Origin of the sequence: Paenibacillus sp. ClWae2A (assembly GCF_032452295.1) — a bacterium.
Classification (GTDB): domain Bacteria; phylum Bacillota; class Bacilli; order Paenibacillales; family Paenibacillaceae; genus Paenibacillus.
In genome coordinates this window covers 15,398-31,951 of sequence record NZ_JAULSQ010000003.1, presented here as the reverse complement: position 1 = coordinate 31,951, position 16,554 = coordinate 15,398, and the positions used below count along the sequence as shown (strand labels likewise).

The following is a 16,554-nucleotide window of genomic DNA, read 5'->3' as shown; positions in this document are numbered from 1 at the left end:
TGATTTTATGGGTCATACATTTGGATTATTTACCATGTCTCAAAAAGGCGTATTGTTCGCCAATATGAGAGCTAAGATAGCTGATAAAGACGATTATGCCAATCCTAACCATCCAGAGCATCTCCCGGAGAGTCCCAATGCACCGAGGAGTGAAACGGACCGGCATGGCGAAGAAAATAATCCTATTCTGGGTGATCCAGGTTACGGTCAGATCGGACGATGGCAGACGGTTCAATTGGATGCACTGGAAAATAGTATTGATCAAATCATTGAGCAATATCTGAAAGATAAGTCGTGGTATGCGAGTGTACGCTGCCGTGAAGCACTGTGGAATATGTACCGCAGGATTGAATGGTGGGTAGAACAGCAGCAGCCTCCAGATAAAACACAATATCAGCGAGTACTGCAAATGGTGAAAGATTGTATTCACAAAATTCTTGAAAACGCCCAGAAGCCTGGCGGTAGTCATCACGGTGTGTCATTGCCGATCTGTCCGGCACCCTACTACCATCATTTTAGTGGGAATTACTTCAATCATTTTGATGCAACCGTATATGAGATCCCGCTCTTTTCGATGAAAAAGGACGTCCCGTTCTCGAATAAATTCCCTGATTTCTTCAGATATGTATCATCAACGGAGGATCAGGAATGGGTAGTTGTTCACTCCGTAGGCCGAAATGAACAATCTGGTTCAGAGATGATTTTGAAAGTGGATCTAGGACTTCTGGAGATTGGAAACTCATCCAAAATCACGTTTAACTGGCGTGTGAAGCGTTATGGACAGATCAGGTTCAAGTACCTGGCTAGCGCCAAGCGCGGTAATGGCATGCTGTTCTATATTAATGGGCAGCAAGTTGGGGGCGAATGGAGCGAGAATAGCGGCTGGCAGGAAGCTGCATTTACGTTGCAGCCAGGACAGATGTACAAGTTCGACTGGCTGATCCGTAAAATGAGACCTGAAGTGTGGCAGAACAATGGCATCTATATCAAGGATGTTGAAGTTGTTGAGATTGTGGATACACGCAAGCCGCCTGCGCCTCTGGATATTGATCTGGATGGGGAACAAAGTGATAGTGATTGGTATGTAAAGTCTTCAAAAAGCATTGCACAAGCCCATTTTCAAGCTCAGTTCATTACAGATGAAGAGCGAAGTAAGACGATGAAAATGAATTTGGATAATGAATGTGACGGTACAGTTTCTTTTGCTTACTACATGGGAATAGACAAAGAATCTTATCCAGTTAAAGATTATGATCTGTTTTTTGATGATATTTTCGAATCCAGAACTCAGCATGGAAAAAGCAGTCATAATAGTGAGGCTCAATCTGTACACGGTGTAGAGTGGAATCTTAATGAGGAATATTCCGAAACAACAGCTAATCAAGCCAAGATTGAATATGAAATTATAACAGGCCCTGAGACGACTGTGGATCTAAAAGGTGTAGTTGAAGTTGTATGTCCAACGTACGAGATTGATCATTGGGAACCATCGCTTCATGGTCAAGGGATTGGGAGTTATCAGTGGCAGATGTCGGGCAGCCCACCATGGGTAAGATCAGGGAATGTATTAAGGCTGGATGAACCTATAGAAGGGGATATGATTGCTCAAACCGAAGTGAACGTGCAAGATGAGGGTTGGTTTTTGTTTAATTATTCTCATCAATTACGAGCTACGGAATCGTTCGAGGTGACTGTAAATGGCATGCTTGAATACTATTCAACGATGCATAGCCAGGGGGAGCAGATACGAATTCCGCTAGAGGAAGGTTTAAATATTATCCAATTCTATATTCGAGATTATTACACTGAGCAGCCTTTCATCGATAACATAGAAAAATTATTCACGTACGGGAACAATACTGGCAATACATATCGAACTGTAACTGATTTAGGTTCGTACGTTGATGTGACACGTGGATGGGATGTAACAGATGCAGGTGCTAGAACTGAAAAAAATGGTGATACCATTAGATATAATGCAGAGCTAAATCCTGGAGCTAAGTTTAGCATTCAAGAGCATATGCGTATCTATCCAGCGATGGACTCGTCATACGATCCAGACAAGGGGGTAACAAGAGATTTTAACGTTTTTGAAGAATTGTTTAATGAGGAAGGCAAGTATCATGAATCGTTGAGATTCTCTGGAAATTGGGTGTGGAAAAAAATTGTTAACGGCGATGGAGTCATGTGGGCACAGGGCCATGATCAGGATTTCATATGTGATTTTGAAGCGCATTTAGACAATTCGGGCTACATCTGTTGGCAATATGGAGGGCAATTTGATCCAGGAGAAAAATTGGAATTACAAATTGATGGTATCTCTGTATGGACAGGAAGTCAGTCGAATGACAGAGAAGGGACCAATTGTATGTATCCTCTACCTTCGGGGAATCATCAATTCCGATGGAGATACCGGGACGGTAAGAAATACACGCCAGGTAACGGAGATGGGGGTTCGGAAAATTCCGCTGGAACAGGTACGGGAACTGATCAGCAAGGCAGTGCAAAGAAAGATCCATATGGAGTGAAGTGTTATACAGGAGATTCAAAAACGAATAACATCCAATACGCACAAAAATCATATGGAGGGCATTCGCCACGTGCTGCTAAGTTTGATGCAATCAATAGAGGTGAAGTTTACTCATCCTCTGGTCAAGCGTACGCATTGGGTGTTACTAAGCAAAATTCAACAATTGTTCGTACGTTTACGGCCCCTAAGATTGGAAGTTTCAATTACTCTGAATTGCTGACAGTCTATCCAGTAACAAAGAGAAGAGTTTTTGTGAAAAGAGAACTAAATAATAAGAGTGCTAAGTATGATCGTGCTGAGACTATTTACAAATCAAATGGTACAGTGAACTATTACTCATTGGATGTTTCTGGAAACAATCCTCAAAGTCCTGAATATAGTTTATTTGGTCCAGATACCAAGAAGATAACTTTTGAATTCTATTGTGTTGAATCATTTGATATTAAATTTAAATATTTGTGTTACCTGTTGCAAGATTCAATTCAAGCGGGGCGACTTAGGGTTGCTTATTATCCTAAAGATAAAGCAAGTCAAGCGGTAACAATTCTTGATTGTAACGATAATTATGGAGATCAAAAAGGATATAATAGCAAAAATATTGATGAAACAAAATGGAAAAAAGCAGCAAAGTTTTCTATTCCAATTTCAGTTGAAAAACCTGGAAAATATACATTAATTATAGGTCTTACTGATACTTATAATGGGCGTGAAAGAGGAAAAGAAGGTAATTACTATTACGCAGCCATCAAAGACCTTGTGGTTCGTACTGACGATCCTGATGGTGTGAATCAAAATAAACTACTAAATCCAGTCTTAGTGGATCGAACAACTTATGTGAATGTGCAGTGGTTTGATTTAACAGACGAAAAAAACAAATTTAATCCGATTCAAATATCTGTTGAAAATGGTCAAAAAGTTAGCGATTACATTAATAGCCCCCCCTCATTAATACCCGGGCACAAATATAAAGTGGTTTACACACTTATTAAAGATAAAACCTCAACCAACGCGACAGGGCTTGATGCAGGTGGATTTACATTAAGTGAAGGTAGTTTTTCCGAGAGATGGCCTAATTACTGTATTGATGCAAGTGGAAACATGTTCCTTGAGGGCAATTCTCCTCACCCAGGCCAAGAGCCATCGAATCCACCAGACACCACAACACCAGATGGTGGGAGTCATGCGTGGCTAGATGTTATTCGTCTATACAAGAATAACCACAGAGCGTGTTCTGGCACAAAGATTGTCATTGAAACTTTTGAGGACGGCCAATTACTACTTCCAATAAAAGAAGTGACAAGTGAAAATGATCAGATCATCTCCATTGAAGTCGAGAATACATCAGATCAGAAGAAAAATTACGAGGTGCGCGTTCGATTCGAGCGAGGATGCCCGGGAGATGGCGCAATGATCTGGGGAGGGAAACTGAATATTGATGATATTATCAAAGTTGATCCATCCTGGGCTGAGGTGACTCACTTTGAAGTTTGGAATAATAAACCGATCTGGATGGGTGGCTGCGATAACAGTAATATGCGTGTGAAAATTACCCGCGAGGACGGGAAAGTGTTATGGGATGAAAAGTATTACGGGGATGGGTATCGTGGCTTCGAACTGAATGATCTGGCTCCCAAGCCATATAGCAAGTATAAAGTGGAGATTACAACAGATCAGAAAGGGCAGATCAGCGAATGGACAGGAAAACGATATCTGACCACCTTCCGGCTGCATGACTTCAAAGCCTACGAACGATGGGTATGGGTACCTGAACCGTTTGATTGTCAGCTGGATTTCTTCATTGACGATGAGCTGATCAAAACATTCACCCATGAGGGTGGATACTATACATTTTCACATCCAGTGCCCAAGGGCAAACATGAATTCAAATGGGTTTTCACCTCGCTTCAGGAAGTGGGTACGCGTAGTTACGAATACGCTAATCTGGACTGGATGGAGCTGACCAACTGGATCTGTGATGACGTCTATGTCATTCCTTACTGCGAAGGTGGTGGGGGAGACAAGTGTGTTGAAGCACTGATTAAATGCCTGCTGGAAGTTTGGAAAGCAAGGCCAAAGATGTGTGTGATCGGTAAGCGGATCTGGCTGTTTACGTAAAGAAAGGAGGATCTGGATGGGAATTGTGAAACGTCAGGAAAAAGGGCTAATCTATTTTGATGATTTCAATAAATCCGAACTTGACTCAGGGTGGGAAGTATTGACTGACGATCATGGAAGGTACAATGCTAATCATGGGGTACTGGAGCTAAGACATGGAGAGTCCCCAATATATATGTTTTTCACGGAGTTAACCAGAATTGAAGAGTTCGTGATGGATGTCAAGAATGAGTATAATCCAACTGTTGAGGGAGACTCCGGGGGACTTATTGTATATGCAGACGATGAGAATGTGGTGAAACTGGAAGAGTATTTTGATGCGGAAAAAGGGATAGCGAGAAGCTATCCTTGGATCCGTCTTGTAAGAAGTTTTAATGTATATTCCGCATACTGGTCAGAGGATGGGAAGATATGGCGGTTTATTGGTAATCAGGAAGTCATTTCTTCTGTACCTAAGATCGGGATTTTCTTAGAATCAGGAACACAAGGTGAACCACTACTCATTAATCATATGCGAATTCAAAGAAGTGCCAGGGTGAAGGTAGATAATCTGAAACAAGGTTATCAGGTTGAACTCCGGGATCAGGCAGGAAAAATTCTTGAAACTAAGATGTGTAAATATGAGAATACATCAGTCATGTTTGACCTTCAACGATATGGATATCCGCTTACGGGAAGCTTTGCTGTGACTTTGCCTGACCACAATAGATTTGAATCGTCGGACATATTAAGTATATATGGTGGCGATACATATTACTTTGAACCTAGAGTGGATCTTTACTATCGTGAGTATAGCGACAATGGAGAATTTCTTGACATGCGGTTACAAGACAACCAGGAACGTTTCCTCGGTTATATGTCTTCTGGTCAATCCGTAACGGAGAATGTATTGTTTATTGCCAAAAATTCATTGAACCAAGGTGTTTTTCAAAATGTTAACTTCGAGCTTGCCTCTTATCGGGGAGATCAGTACCAAAACGTAGTTCGGTTAGCGCCCGATGTTGAGGGAGAACCAGGAGCCTGGAGTATGCAAGTGAACGCAACCGAGATAACTCCAGAAAGCCCTTATCAATTCTGGGTGAGAGTAGAGAGGCTGGATACCAGCACCAATTATGAATCCCAGGTCACGTTCGGGATCAACGTTTCTTCAACGTATATATAGCTCTAAACTTTAAGTGCTCGACCACGTATAGATTCAATAAGGGTTGAGTTGGAGGTGAGAATATGTCTGTCCGCTTTAGCGGGACAAGTTCAGGAACGAACAATGGCAAGTTGCTTGACCACAATAGTTTGTTAAACAAAGGGACCCGATCCCACCAAGAAATTGATGAGCATCTTTCAGAGATGGAGGAAGCCAGAAGCGTTTATGTCAGCCTCCCTGAGCGTTTGGATCAGATGGAACTTGTAGGCAAACAGAATGAAACAGGGATAAGCGGTCATGAATTGCGTATTGCTGATCTGGAACCTCGGGTATTGAATCAGGGAATATTGTTGGAAGACCAGAAGTCCAAGTTGGGTGAAGTTGAGAAAATCGTAACCGATCTCAGCATGGATGTTCATGAACAAAATGAACGGTTGGAGAGTTTGGAAAATGAATTAGGAGATACTCGGGGGAATCGTGAATCACTTGCAGATGTTATATCGGATATAGAGCAGTCCATTGATGAACTAAAAACGATCCCATTATCTGATTTGGCAATAAGAGCGGCAGCTATGGATTCTAATGGTCTGCTTAAGGTTCAGATCAACGGTGGCTATGCAAGCATTAACAGTACACTCGTTCAAAAAGAGGAGTCTTTCTATTCCTTTATTGCTGAGCAAGATACCAGATATTATATATTTCTAAAGAATGATGGAACCTTTGTACATCAGTTGGTTTCCGATGAACCCGATAACGGCATGATTCTGGGATCTGTTACAACAGGTGCCACCTATGATGCGGTATATCTTAAAGACCAACGCTATTATCTAACCAAAACGGTGTCTACAGGAGATTTTCAAGATCTCCAAGCAAGAATCACAGACGCTCAATCTCAGATCAATGAATTGGACGGAGAAGTGGATAGGTGGTTTGAGCGTACCGAAGACTTGTCCAAACAACTTGAAGGTTTTGGTGAGACTAAGGCTGAAGTTTCAGACGCTAGAACAGACAAAAATGGCTTTGAATTTGATAAGCTGCCGGATCGTTTAAATCACATGCAATCCAAGCTGGAGCTTGCTGCATCCAGGGGGACGATGGAAAATCAATCGATCTTTCGAATTGAGTATCCACCTGATATAAGGCTTTCAGAACAAAAGAGCTTTTATTGTCCAAAGTATAGTATTGGTTCTGACAGTGTAGAGGTACTTCTGGATGGCATTAGGGTAACTCCTGGGGAAGATTATATCGAATATACGGATACGGAAATTCGTTTTCTCTATGATATTCCGGTGGATTCACGTGTGACACTGCTTAGCAGAGGATCGATCATCAATACGTCTTCAACTTCAGAGTATGAGTATGACTCCAAAGGCAGAATGAAGCGTGAGATTATTACTGGAGGTATTAACCGCGTTATTGATTATGAGTACGATCTTGAGGGGAATCTTCTAGCGGAACTCATTACGGAGAGTGACGGGCAAGTTAAGACGATAACCTATGAACGGGAAGAAGGAAGAATTAGACGCAAGTTGAATAATGGGGCAATGTACTTTTACTTACAAGGTAGTTCAGCCTATGATGACCGCCCTATTAAGCAACGTGTGTCTGTGCTTGAAGATATGGAAGAACAGGACGTCTATTTTGAGTATGATCATCAAAGCGGCCTGATTATCAAAGAGATTACATATAACAACGATATAAAACCATTAGTTATAAAGATTATTGAATACATTTATAACTCTGATGGTAGTGTGGATACCGAGATGGTCGACTTTAATGGTTCGAAAATAGTAAAAAAATATAAGTACGATTCGCATGGAAATATCCTTGGCGTCCAAAAAAGAAAGGTAGGCTGATAGAGTGGAATCACATTTCTCAATGACCAAAATTAAAACAGGATTTCGTCCTTTGTTCGACAAAATGGTAGGTTCTAACCTTACGCCAATTACAGAGGAAGAGGTGGAACTCCTGATGTTTATGCTGCGGAGCGATATTATCTTCGATGGGACAGGGCAGCAGTACCTTCCGATGCTGGAAGCTTTGGAACAGGTGGTTCCTCTTGAGTTAACGGACGAAATTAACCAGGAGCTAGTACATCAGGATACACAACGTCAAGAGCAAGATAGACAGATGCAGATCCGTACCGTATTTCTGACAGCATTGAAAGAGTCGATGCTTCAGGAATTGAAAGTTCGATATGGAATTTAAGGAGGTGAGCGCATGACAGCTACAGTAGTGCAGGGATTTAGGAGATATGAATTTACGAGCACCGTGACTAATTTCTTAAGCACTTTGGCGAGAGAAATGAACACTTTCCCATATGAAGATGTGAACTGGAAAGTGACATATTTTCCCAATGACCCTTATTCGCAGCCGAGGGCGCATAACGCTCAGACTAGAACATACTCCAGTCCACAAGGATCATTAACATTTGAAAATTTAAGGAACTCTAATTTGTTTTTTTCATTGTGTTTGAATATAAGTGTATCTTATAGCTCTTCGTCCAATGCTTGGACCACATATGGATATCAACTAAGATGTGGACTGACTAAATCTACTGTAGATTTATCTCCATACCCGGATATTTCTTTGGAATTAGGAGAGGAGGCAAATATTCCTTTTCATACATCAAATGGAAATACAACTTTAAATATTACATATAAATGGACCGTTTTCCCTCTAAAAGAAGCAATCTTTATTTTCGGGGAAGCACAAAATAATATTGGTTACGCTTATCCTTTTAGGCTTTACTTAGGGAGATTATTACCTTATGAAAAAGAAGACCCTACGGTTGAGAATGATTTTATTGGAATATTCTCTCATGCACCTGTTGCTAGTGATAGTAACTGGGCTAATAATAGCCTCTACAATGTTGGTAGGGGAATAATCAAAGCTTCACGCAATAATAAAAAATATGAACTTTATAATTTTTGCACAAGTGCTCAAGCTACCTCACCTGGTTTAGGTAATCGATATTTTATATCTCCTTGGTATGTTTTCCAACCTGCAGAAGGAGTACGAGGAGAGTTTCAACAAATGAGGACTATTGTGTTTAAAGATGCTAAGCAATTTCCAGATGGTACGATGATTGATCTTGATGGGAAGAGATACCATGTATTTCATGTTAATGACCAGCAACAACCAACGAGTATTAAATCGTGGATAGATTTTGATGGAAAAGGAAGGGCTATCCAACCTTACTTCTTTGACAGCAATACACTACTCGGGGATGGACAGAGAGCCATATTATTCGAATTACCAACGGAGGTGTCCAAGTAATGGCAGTACCTAAACGATATTCTTGGGTGAGTACGATAACCGAGTTTTCAAACACCGCTGAGTTACAGATGGCAGGGGACTCATGGTGGGAAGTGAAAAAATATGCTGCTGGAGCAGTTAGCGGTGGTGGTAATTGGGGAAATGTAGTTTTTACGAATTTGACTGATAGAAGCCTTGAATTCACAATGGCTATCCAAACCAGCAATGGGGCAACCATTCGATGGGGTATTAACAGCAATCCAACACCAAAAGTAGACGTTCACTTGGATTCTCCGGATAAGCAAAACACAGACACGCCATTCACATGTGATACTGGGAATGCTAACGTCATGTATAAGTGGACCGTCTTTGCTACTTCCAAAGCAATTTTCATACATGGTGAATATCAAAATAGCATTAACAGTGCTTATCCAATTCGAATCTACATGGGGAGGATTGCCCCATTGGAGCCTGAAGATCCTGCTATTGCAAACGATTTTGTTGGGATATTTACACATATGCCTTCCAATGTGACTAATAACAATGCAGCTACTTATGGTGACAACAATGTAGGACGAGGGGTCGTGCGTAAATCCAGAAACGGTACGAAGTACGAATATTATAACTTTACTACCGACGCTCAACTTACTTCACCAGGTGTAGGGGGAAGGTACTATGTAAACCCCTTTATGGTATTTAATCCAGCAGAAGGAGTTAGGGGACAATTTGCAGATGTATTTGCTGCTTGTCTGAAGGATGCTTCTCAGCACCCCGATGGTTCAATTCTAGACTTGGGAGAAAACAAATATTACGTATTTCATGTTGTGGATCAACAGATGCCGTATAACCCGAATTACACTCGATGGTACACCTCTTTGGGAAATCTGCGATACTGCGTTCCATGCTTCTTCGGCAGCAATAACGTCATGGGTGGGCAACGGGTTATTCTATTTAAAATATAAGGAGGTTTCCTATACATGTCATTCTTCAGTGGTAAAGTCAAAATGAATCTGTTGTTTCAAGCATTAATTAATGGTTTCAAGGGAATTGCATCCTCGCCTTGGTCGATCTATTTTGAAACATCGGATATACTCGTCATTAAATCAGTGGGCTCAACAGGAAAAGATAAGTTATTTATTAAGTTCGAGAAAGGAAATACCAAGGAATTAAACGGCAACTACATCACGGTAACTTCAGCGGAAGATATATTACTTGCTGACGGGAGTATTCCGGAAGGGAAAATGTTTACTGCACGGAATTTCTACTGCCATACATCTGTTGTAGATTCCAACCTCTTAACAGACTACCAAGTATCCGTTACGGCAGATCGCATCATCATGTGGTTGGCGGGTGATGTGAACTCCGTAACTGGAATATCCAACTTGGGGTATTTCGGTCTGATGTATCGCTATTCCCAAGAAAATCACTCCGGTGCTCAGGGGATCGGAGTGAGCTACCAGGGATTCAATGGTATTCGTACAGTTAAGGATCTGGATAACATTCAGACCAATAACGTGTACAAGTCATACTCCGCGATGGTACCGACCAATCCGGGTTGGGGCGCGCTCTACCATCTCTCACCATGTATTATGGCCAATAATGCAGAAGGTCCGCGAGGCGAACTGCATGATATTTACTTTGCACCAGCAGCAGGTGTAAGCCACGGGGATGAGATTACAGTGGCGAACAAGACATACAAGGTATATTCTCTGACCACAGGAGGTTCAAGCTTCCTACCGGGTAACACCGTAGCTGTATTGATGCAGTAGAGGAGGGAGAATATGGCTGTAGCAGGGACAGAGCAATCCATTTACACGCCTTCACAAGCCGTGATAAAGCGTAATTCAGGAGTTCTTTATACATATCTAAGCAGTACTTATTATTCTAATAGAACAAAGGCGAGCTCTAGCTATGACCCTGAGAGGGCAGGCCAACAACATATTTCAGGAGTACTTTACACTTACGCTCAGGGTCCATATCGTTCCAATGCGACGCAATCTTTGTCCCTGTATACGAGCAGAAGCTCTGGTAAAACGGGGCAACTGAAGCTCAAGGGAGTCCAGTACGAGTACACGGTTGGAAAGCTTCATCATCTCACTTCAGAGAACCCATCGGAGCAAAATATTTATTCCATTTGGGGGTATGATCAGGAGGATCTCCCTCACTATTATACAGGCCGTTTCATATTGACTGATACCCATGGTGTAATAATAAGCCATACCAAAGAGAAAAGCATTTACGATAGTGTGGGTTATCTTCCAGTACATAACACGCCAGAAACTCGATTCACAGGTAATCTCGGTATGGCAGGTAATCAGGGCTCTTTAACGAAGCAAGCAAATGGTTGCTGGGTACATGTTACCAAGATTGGTTTGCCTTCAAAGGATTCATTCAAGGGAGTTTTTCGATCAATTATTGTAGGTCAGAGAACCCCTGCCTCATTGGAGGGTGCAAAAAATCAATATATTGTAAAGCACATTTACAAAGACGAAATGAATGAGTTTCAAGGCTATCTTTCTGGTCAAGGAGGCAACATAGATCCAACTCTACCAACAACGATATTGCCACGAAGGTACCCTGCTACCTATATTCCAAATCGCAGGAGGAGTGAAAAATGAACAAAACATGGCGAATTATTCAGGAGCTGAAAGATGTGTACAAACAGGTAGAATTGTCTCATGTGGTTGAAGCACTAAACGGTGGGGGAGAAGCATTAATCGTTTCGCTCCCCATGGAAAGCCCGCGTTTTCTGATTAAGACGGTACGTGTCATCCCAACCGAGGAGACGAATGTGGAGCTTCACATACTTGATAGTGCAGACAAAATGAAAGCCCAAATTTTATACTTTAATACAGCAGAATTTAGTACAGGAAACTTCATAGACGGGATATACGACAATGTGGATTTACCTTATGACGATAAGGATGGTACATCCCATCTCCATTTTGAAATCATTAATCCAGGTTCCGTGCCTTCAGGTTTTACCATTGAAGTAACGGGGTTGACGGTCAGATAGGAGACAACGATCATGGATATCATTACTTATGGTAAAGTGGTCAAGCTTTCAAACGAGATCAAGGAAGCCAGGGAAGACAGCGGGACTCTAGATGCTCGATTGGACAAGATTGCATTAGGTACGATAACAACAGTAAATGCAAAAACAGACCTTCCCCCACAGGGGATAACGGAAGCTATTTATGCCGTACTCACGGATGAAAGTAATCAAAATTTGCCAACATTATATATGTATGGCGAAGAATATACACGTCTTACGGGATCTAATGTTAGCTATAAATCCAATGGCATCCTAACAGTTAACGGGTTGGAGGTCATGGTATATGAGCATCCTGACACACACAGTGCCGATATGATCAGTGATGGAGAAACACATGTGAGCATGACTTGGGGGGAACGAAAACGCCTGAATGTCATTGATCCGTGGGAATCGATCAGCGACTTGGTAGATTATACGGATGTGGTTACATATTTTGCTTTTGACATGCAGGGAAGAGTTATTCGACAAGTCGTTACAGACAACTACACCGAGCAGCTGATTAGAGAACCTGTACTGACCATGCCAGCTTCTCCAAAAGGTTACACACAGGATGAGTCCTTCTTGGTCACTTCCATTGGTGAGATTTATCGATATGATGGTCTGGAATTCGTGCAGCTTCCTACGTTGGTTGATGTCATTTATCAGTATGATGATGGGGGAAGATTGGTGGCCAAGTCCATCACCAGAATGGGAACAACACCTGTTCAAACCAACTTCCAATATATATATGACTCATACGGCAATCGTATAGCGGTTAAGAAATACTAATACGGAAGGATAGCATATGCTGTCCTTTTTTTCTTTTAACAACGAAATAATTTGTGTATCCCACATCTACATATGAATATTAGCATTAACACTTAGCTGATTAAGGCGTATAGAGAAAGTAGTATGAGAACGTAATTATTTCGGGAGGTAGTGTACGATGAATATTGAACTTACTGCTCATTTCTATTTCAAGGGAAGTGGGAAGAAAAAAACGGTGAACTGGATAGAAGATAATCCTAGGTTACAACAGAAAGAGAAAGATTCGGATAAGGTCGTACGCGAAATCCCGTTAACTGCGGATGAGGTTAAGCAAGAATATCGCCGACTTTTCACCAAACACAAGAACGAGGGGAAATCGATTACGTTGGAAGATACAGACGATGTGGTTCATATCATTGATCTTACCGATGTGCGAAATATTGAATTGACCTCTAAGGAGGGGAATACAGATGCTGTACAGGCTGACCTTTGCACTGAATGATGAGGAAATTGTCACTACCGAGATGACCTCGGATAAGGAGGATCTGGTTGGAGCAACGGAAGAAGCATTCGATTTGATCGAAAGAGAATATGGTGCCAATGTCGTTCTGAACCTGGTTGCATTTAGCCTGCTCAAAATAGAGCTAACCAGTGAAATGATTTAATTAAGCTTTTATGCTAACTAATGTTAGCTTTTCAGCATCAACTTCTAATTTATTTGAATAATTATAAAATATAGCTAATAAAGTGATATACCCCAAGCCTAGTTCTGGGGTCTATTCCTTTTTCATGCAAAAGATGATAGTGACTTGATTTAATGCATCCATTGAAACTTGTCTTGTATAAGCAGTTTTGATTAAACTAGGTTGAATTCATATGTTCAAGGGCAGTAAAGGGTTCAGGATGATTGGCAAGGAGGGATGGGACATTGAGATAAAAGACTTGGAAAGAGAGCTCGCAAAGCTGGCATCCAGAATAAGAAAAGATTTTACTGAACGCGGGCCGATAGATACCAGAGTCTCTATCATGAATCATTTTATCATCTTAAAGTTTACAGCAAAATTCACCAAGCCTGAAGCATTCATGCTGGAACATATGCAATCACACTCAAGTCAAATTTTCGCCGAATACAAGATGAAGCTTGCCCACATGATGAGAGAAGATTTCAACCCCGTGTTCTCCTATATCAACATGGGTCTGAAAATCGAAGACATCGAAACAACATTTTTTGGCCATGATTTTGCAGAACAGATAACAGTCTTCAAGATGAACAAGGATGTTGAAGTGCTGCTGAAAAATGATGAGATAAAAATACCTTAAGACCTATTAGCTAATGTTTGAATACTGAACAGGTTCTTAGGAACTATTTTTTTGTTGACAATATCCTACATATTTCCTTATACTACCCTTATGGCGATTGAATAGATTAATAATCTTGACGAAGCCTATAACCTTGTTAAAGAACTTGAAGGCCATATTTTCGGTAATTGGGACGAAATAGATGTCAGACCAAGACCGACACATTCCACCATTTTGGTATTTTCCAGTGGTGCGCTCTGTGTTGGTCTTTTTGTTTGTATAAAATGCTTCTTTACCTTTCACTGCATACTTCGTATATAGTCAGTAAAAGGTATATAAGCGAACGAAATAAATAAATGTTGCGAACACTAGTTCGTATTTGTTATTCTGAATGAATAGGGTGGGAAACGGGGAGGCGGATCAAAGGGAGATTGATCGTTTGTATGTAATTAGGCTTATTAGCTTCAGTTCTGTGTAACAAGACTACATATGGGATATGAGATTTCGGGAGCAATAGCGAGAATGTAGAGTAAGATCATGCTGGATAGCGACTAGATTGTGAAGAAAGAATACGAACTACTGATAATTAAATAGTTAATGGGGGAAATGTATAATGTCTGCTACAACTGCTATGGGTTTTGATGATTTATTTGAGATTGGGGATATAGACATGTTCCTGAACAAAGCTCAGGAGAAGTGTCGTCACAAGCTTAGAGGGAAAACATTTGCCGGGATGGAGAAAGAAGATGTGACCCAGGAGATTATGATCAAATTAGTTAACTCCCTGGACAAGTATGATGCAGAAAAAGCCAAAATGTCGACGTTTGTTGATCATCTTATTGAAAATAAAATCAAGGACATGTACCGCAAGTGCATGTCTGAGAAAAATCTCAGTGTGGTTAACGCTGTACAGATCATGTGCACGGATCAGGGGGGGGCCGATGAATCGGAAGGCTCAGATATCGCATTAGCACTTGGTCATGCTGGGTTTGCTTATGAGAATTTTGAGTTTGTAACAGATATTATGGAAAATATGAGGCTGAACGAACGTGAGAAACAAATCTTTAAACTTCGGACTTCGGGGTATGAATTTGTAGAGATTGCAGGAATGCTAGGTGTATCCAAGGCACGTATATCCCAGTTATGGAAAGCGATTCGTGAGAAGTACGAAGCATTGTAATTATAAGTGGCAATTAATAGCCTAATTTTGATGGAAGATAGATTCAGTAACCTACATAGAACAGAGAGAGCACCCTTAACTGGGTGCTTTTTTATGTCGTATAGAGAGATTAGTACAGAAAGAAAGGCGGAACAAGATGCTTAGTGTGGTGGTTTTAGGATTTACGATGGAACCTCTGGAGGGATTTTCGGATATCGTTTGGGCAAGTCATGATTCTTCAACAGCTTCTGATTTAAGCAACAGGGAGTATGCCTTGATTATTGAGAAAGTAATCGTACAGGCTGATGCCGTCTTGGTTAATCTGGATATGGATCATTTGACCTCTACTGATATTGTAATCATGCATCATGCTTATATACATAAAAAACCGATCTTGGGCGTAGGCTTCACGCAGTTGGAGCCTGTGATTGAAGAATTTGTATCCAAACGAGTGACTGATCTGGACACGGCTGTACTCCATATGAGGACGAACTATATGCTCCTAAGCAGCGGAACAAGTACTTCATCTGCGGCTCCAATTTAACTGCCGCTCCGATAACACGTATAGAGAATGTAAGGGCAAGAATATTCGCTAGACTTTAACTAATGGAGGAATAAATCAATGACACATCTGATCAAAGCAAAAGAAGATAAATTAACGGAAGAAATCGTAGCAAGTATGATTGGCAAGTATGTCCATGCGCCGACCAATATGCATGAGGTCCAGACGCCAACCGGAGCTACAACCCAGGCTAACGTATGGTTTGCTGGTAGTGTAGCTGGTTACGAAAAAGCCGTTATTGGATTCAACTACGAAGAGGGTACCTTTCATGAAGAACCACAAACATTTTATAACGTTCATTTAACGGATGGTATGGGTTATATTCTGACAAGTGCTTACGAATTGGAGATTCATGAACTGACCGAAGAGGAGTTTAATCAACTCATTGAAGAGAAAAAGGAAGAGGAACAAGACACATTTGGTGAAGAGCAATGAAGGCGTTAAACTACGCCTCGGATTTAGCGGTAAAAACGTTTGTGTCCACTAGCGCTGCAGGTGTGGAAGAATTGATCAACGCATGGATGTTATCCAAGCCACACACGTTCGTTACCGGACTGGAGTTTACCTCCACCGTTGATCCATCCAGCAGCACGTTGGAATTTGCAGCAATCATCGTATATCAGCCAAGTGAACAAGACCAATCCTAACGTATGTATGAGATTATTCCTTCTATAATATAGAGGCTTTC

17 protein-coding genes are annotated in these 16,554 nt (G+C 41.2%); all 17 read left to right on the top strand.

The genetic code is table 11. The features are described from left to right. The first annotated feature begins 7 nt into the window (after nt 1-7). The 17 genes from QVE09_RS11330 (at nt 8) to QVE09_RS11250 (ending at nt 16,513) form a co-directional block, all read left to right on the top strand. Complete coding sequence (locus tag QVE09_RS11330; protein WP_315936921.1) at nt 8-4,645, top strand: hypothetical protein; 4,638 nt, start codon at nt 8-10, stop codon at nt 4,643-4,645. Between the two features lie 16 nt (nt 4,646-4,661). Continuing rightward, nucleotides 4,662-5,807: a DUF1349 domain-containing protein gene (locus tag QVE09_RS11325; protein ID WP_315936920.1), complete on the top strand. Its 1,146-nt coding sequence runs from the start codon at nt 4,662-4,664 to the stop codon at nt 5,805-5,807. Between the two features lie 62 nt (nt 5,808-5,869). Then, the gene (locus QVE09_RS11320) at nt 5,870-7,642 is read left to right on the top strand and encodes a hypothetical protein (protein WP_315936919.1); all 1,773 of its coding nucleotides are present in this window, start codon (nt 5,870-5,872) and stop codon (nt 7,640-7,642) included. 22 nt (nt 7,643-7,664) lie between these two features. Next, nucleotides 7,665-7,994 carry a hypothetical protein gene (locus tag QVE09_RS11315; protein WP_315936918.1) on the top strand — a complete coding sequence of 110 codons (330 nt, stop codon included), beginning with the start codon at nt 7,665-7,667 and terminating at the stop codon, nt 7,992-7,994. Between the two features lie 12 nt (nt 7,995-8,006). Next, nucleotides 8,007-9,065: a hypothetical protein gene (locus QVE09_RS11310; RefSeq protein WP_315936917.1), complete on the top strand. Its 1,059-nt coding sequence runs from the start codon at nt 8,007-8,009 to the stop codon at nt 9,063-9,065. Next, the gene (locus QVE09_RS11305; protein ID WP_315936916.1) at nt 9,065-10,006 is read left to right on the top strand and encodes a hypothetical protein; all 942 of its coding nucleotides are present in this window, start codon (nt 9,065-9,067) and stop codon (nt 10,004-10,006) included. The genes QVE09_RS11310 and QVE09_RS11305 overlap by 1 nt, the downstream gene beginning before the upstream one ends. Nucleotides 10,007-10,021: 15 nt before the next feature. Beyond that, nucleotides 10,022-10,813, top strand: coding sequence for a hypothetical protein (locus QVE09_RS11300; protein WP_315936915.1), 792 nt, complete (start codon nt 10,022-10,024; stop codon nt 10,811-10,813). A gap of 12 nt (nt 10,814-10,825) precedes the next feature. Further along, nucleotides 10,826-11,662: a hypothetical protein gene (locus QVE09_RS11295; RefSeq protein ID WP_315936914.1), complete on the top strand. Its 837-nt coding sequence runs from the start codon at nt 10,826-10,828 to the stop codon at nt 11,660-11,662. Continuing rightward, nucleotides 11,659-12,060 carry a hypothetical protein gene (locus QVE09_RS11290; protein ID WP_315936913.1) on the top strand — a complete coding sequence of 134 codons (402 nt, stop codon included), beginning with the start codon at nt 11,659-11,661 and terminating at the stop codon, nt 12,058-12,060. Before QVE09_RS11295 ends, QVE09_RS11290 begins: the two co-directional genes overlap by 4 nt. Before the next feature lie 12 nt (nt 12,061-12,072). Further along, nucleotides 12,073-12,867, top strand: a complete 795-nt coding sequence (locus tag QVE09_RS11285; RefSeq protein ID WP_315936912.1) for a hypothetical protein — start codon at nt 12,073-12,075, stop codon at nt 12,865-12,867. Between the two features lie 157 nt (nt 12,868-13,024). Then, nucleotides 13,025-13,348, top strand: a complete 324-nt coding sequence (locus QVE09_RS11280) for a hypothetical protein (protein ID WP_307410704.1) — start codon at nt 13,025-13,027, stop codon at nt 13,346-13,348. Then, nucleotides 13,317-13,511 carry a hypothetical protein gene (locus QVE09_RS11275; protein WP_315936911.1) on the top strand — a complete coding sequence of 65 codons (195 nt, stop codon included), beginning with the start codon at nt 13,317-13,319 and terminating at the stop codon, nt 13,509-13,511. The genes QVE09_RS11280 and QVE09_RS11275 overlap by 32 nt, the downstream gene beginning before the upstream one ends. 211 nt (nt 13,512-13,722) lie before the next feature. Beyond that, nucleotides 13,723-14,166, top strand: a complete 444-nt coding sequence (locus QVE09_RS11270; RefSeq protein WP_315936910.1) for a Na-translocating system protein MpsC family protein — start codon at nt 13,723-13,725, stop codon at nt 14,164-14,166. A gap of 592 nt (nt 14,167-14,758) precedes the next feature. After that, on the top strand, nt 14,759-15,325 hold the full coding sequence (locus QVE09_RS11265) for a sigma-70 family RNA polymerase sigma factor (RefSeq protein ID WP_315936909.1): 567 nt from the start codon (nt 14,759-14,761) through the stop codon (nt 15,323-15,325). Nucleotides 15,326-15,461: 136 nt separating this feature from the next. After that, nucleotides 15,462-15,848 (top strand): hypothetical protein, encoded by a 387-nt coding sequence (locus QVE09_RS11260; RefSeq protein WP_315936908.1) that lies wholly within the window; start codon nt 15,462-15,464, stop codon nt 15,846-15,848. Nucleotides 15,849-15,926: 78 nt separating this feature from the next. After that, nucleotides 15,927-16,301: a hypothetical protein gene (locus QVE09_RS11255; protein ID WP_315936907.1), complete on the top strand. Its 375-nt coding sequence runs from the start codon at nt 15,927-15,929 to the stop codon at nt 16,299-16,301. Beyond that, the gene (locus tag QVE09_RS11250; protein ID WP_315936906.1) at nt 16,298-16,513 is read left to right on the top strand and encodes a hypothetical protein; all 216 of its coding nucleotides are present in this window, start codon (nt 16,298-16,300) and stop codon (nt 16,511-16,513) included. Before QVE09_RS11255 ends, QVE09_RS11250 begins: the two co-directional genes overlap by 4 nt. Nucleotides 16,514-16,554 lie beyond the last annotated feature (41 nt).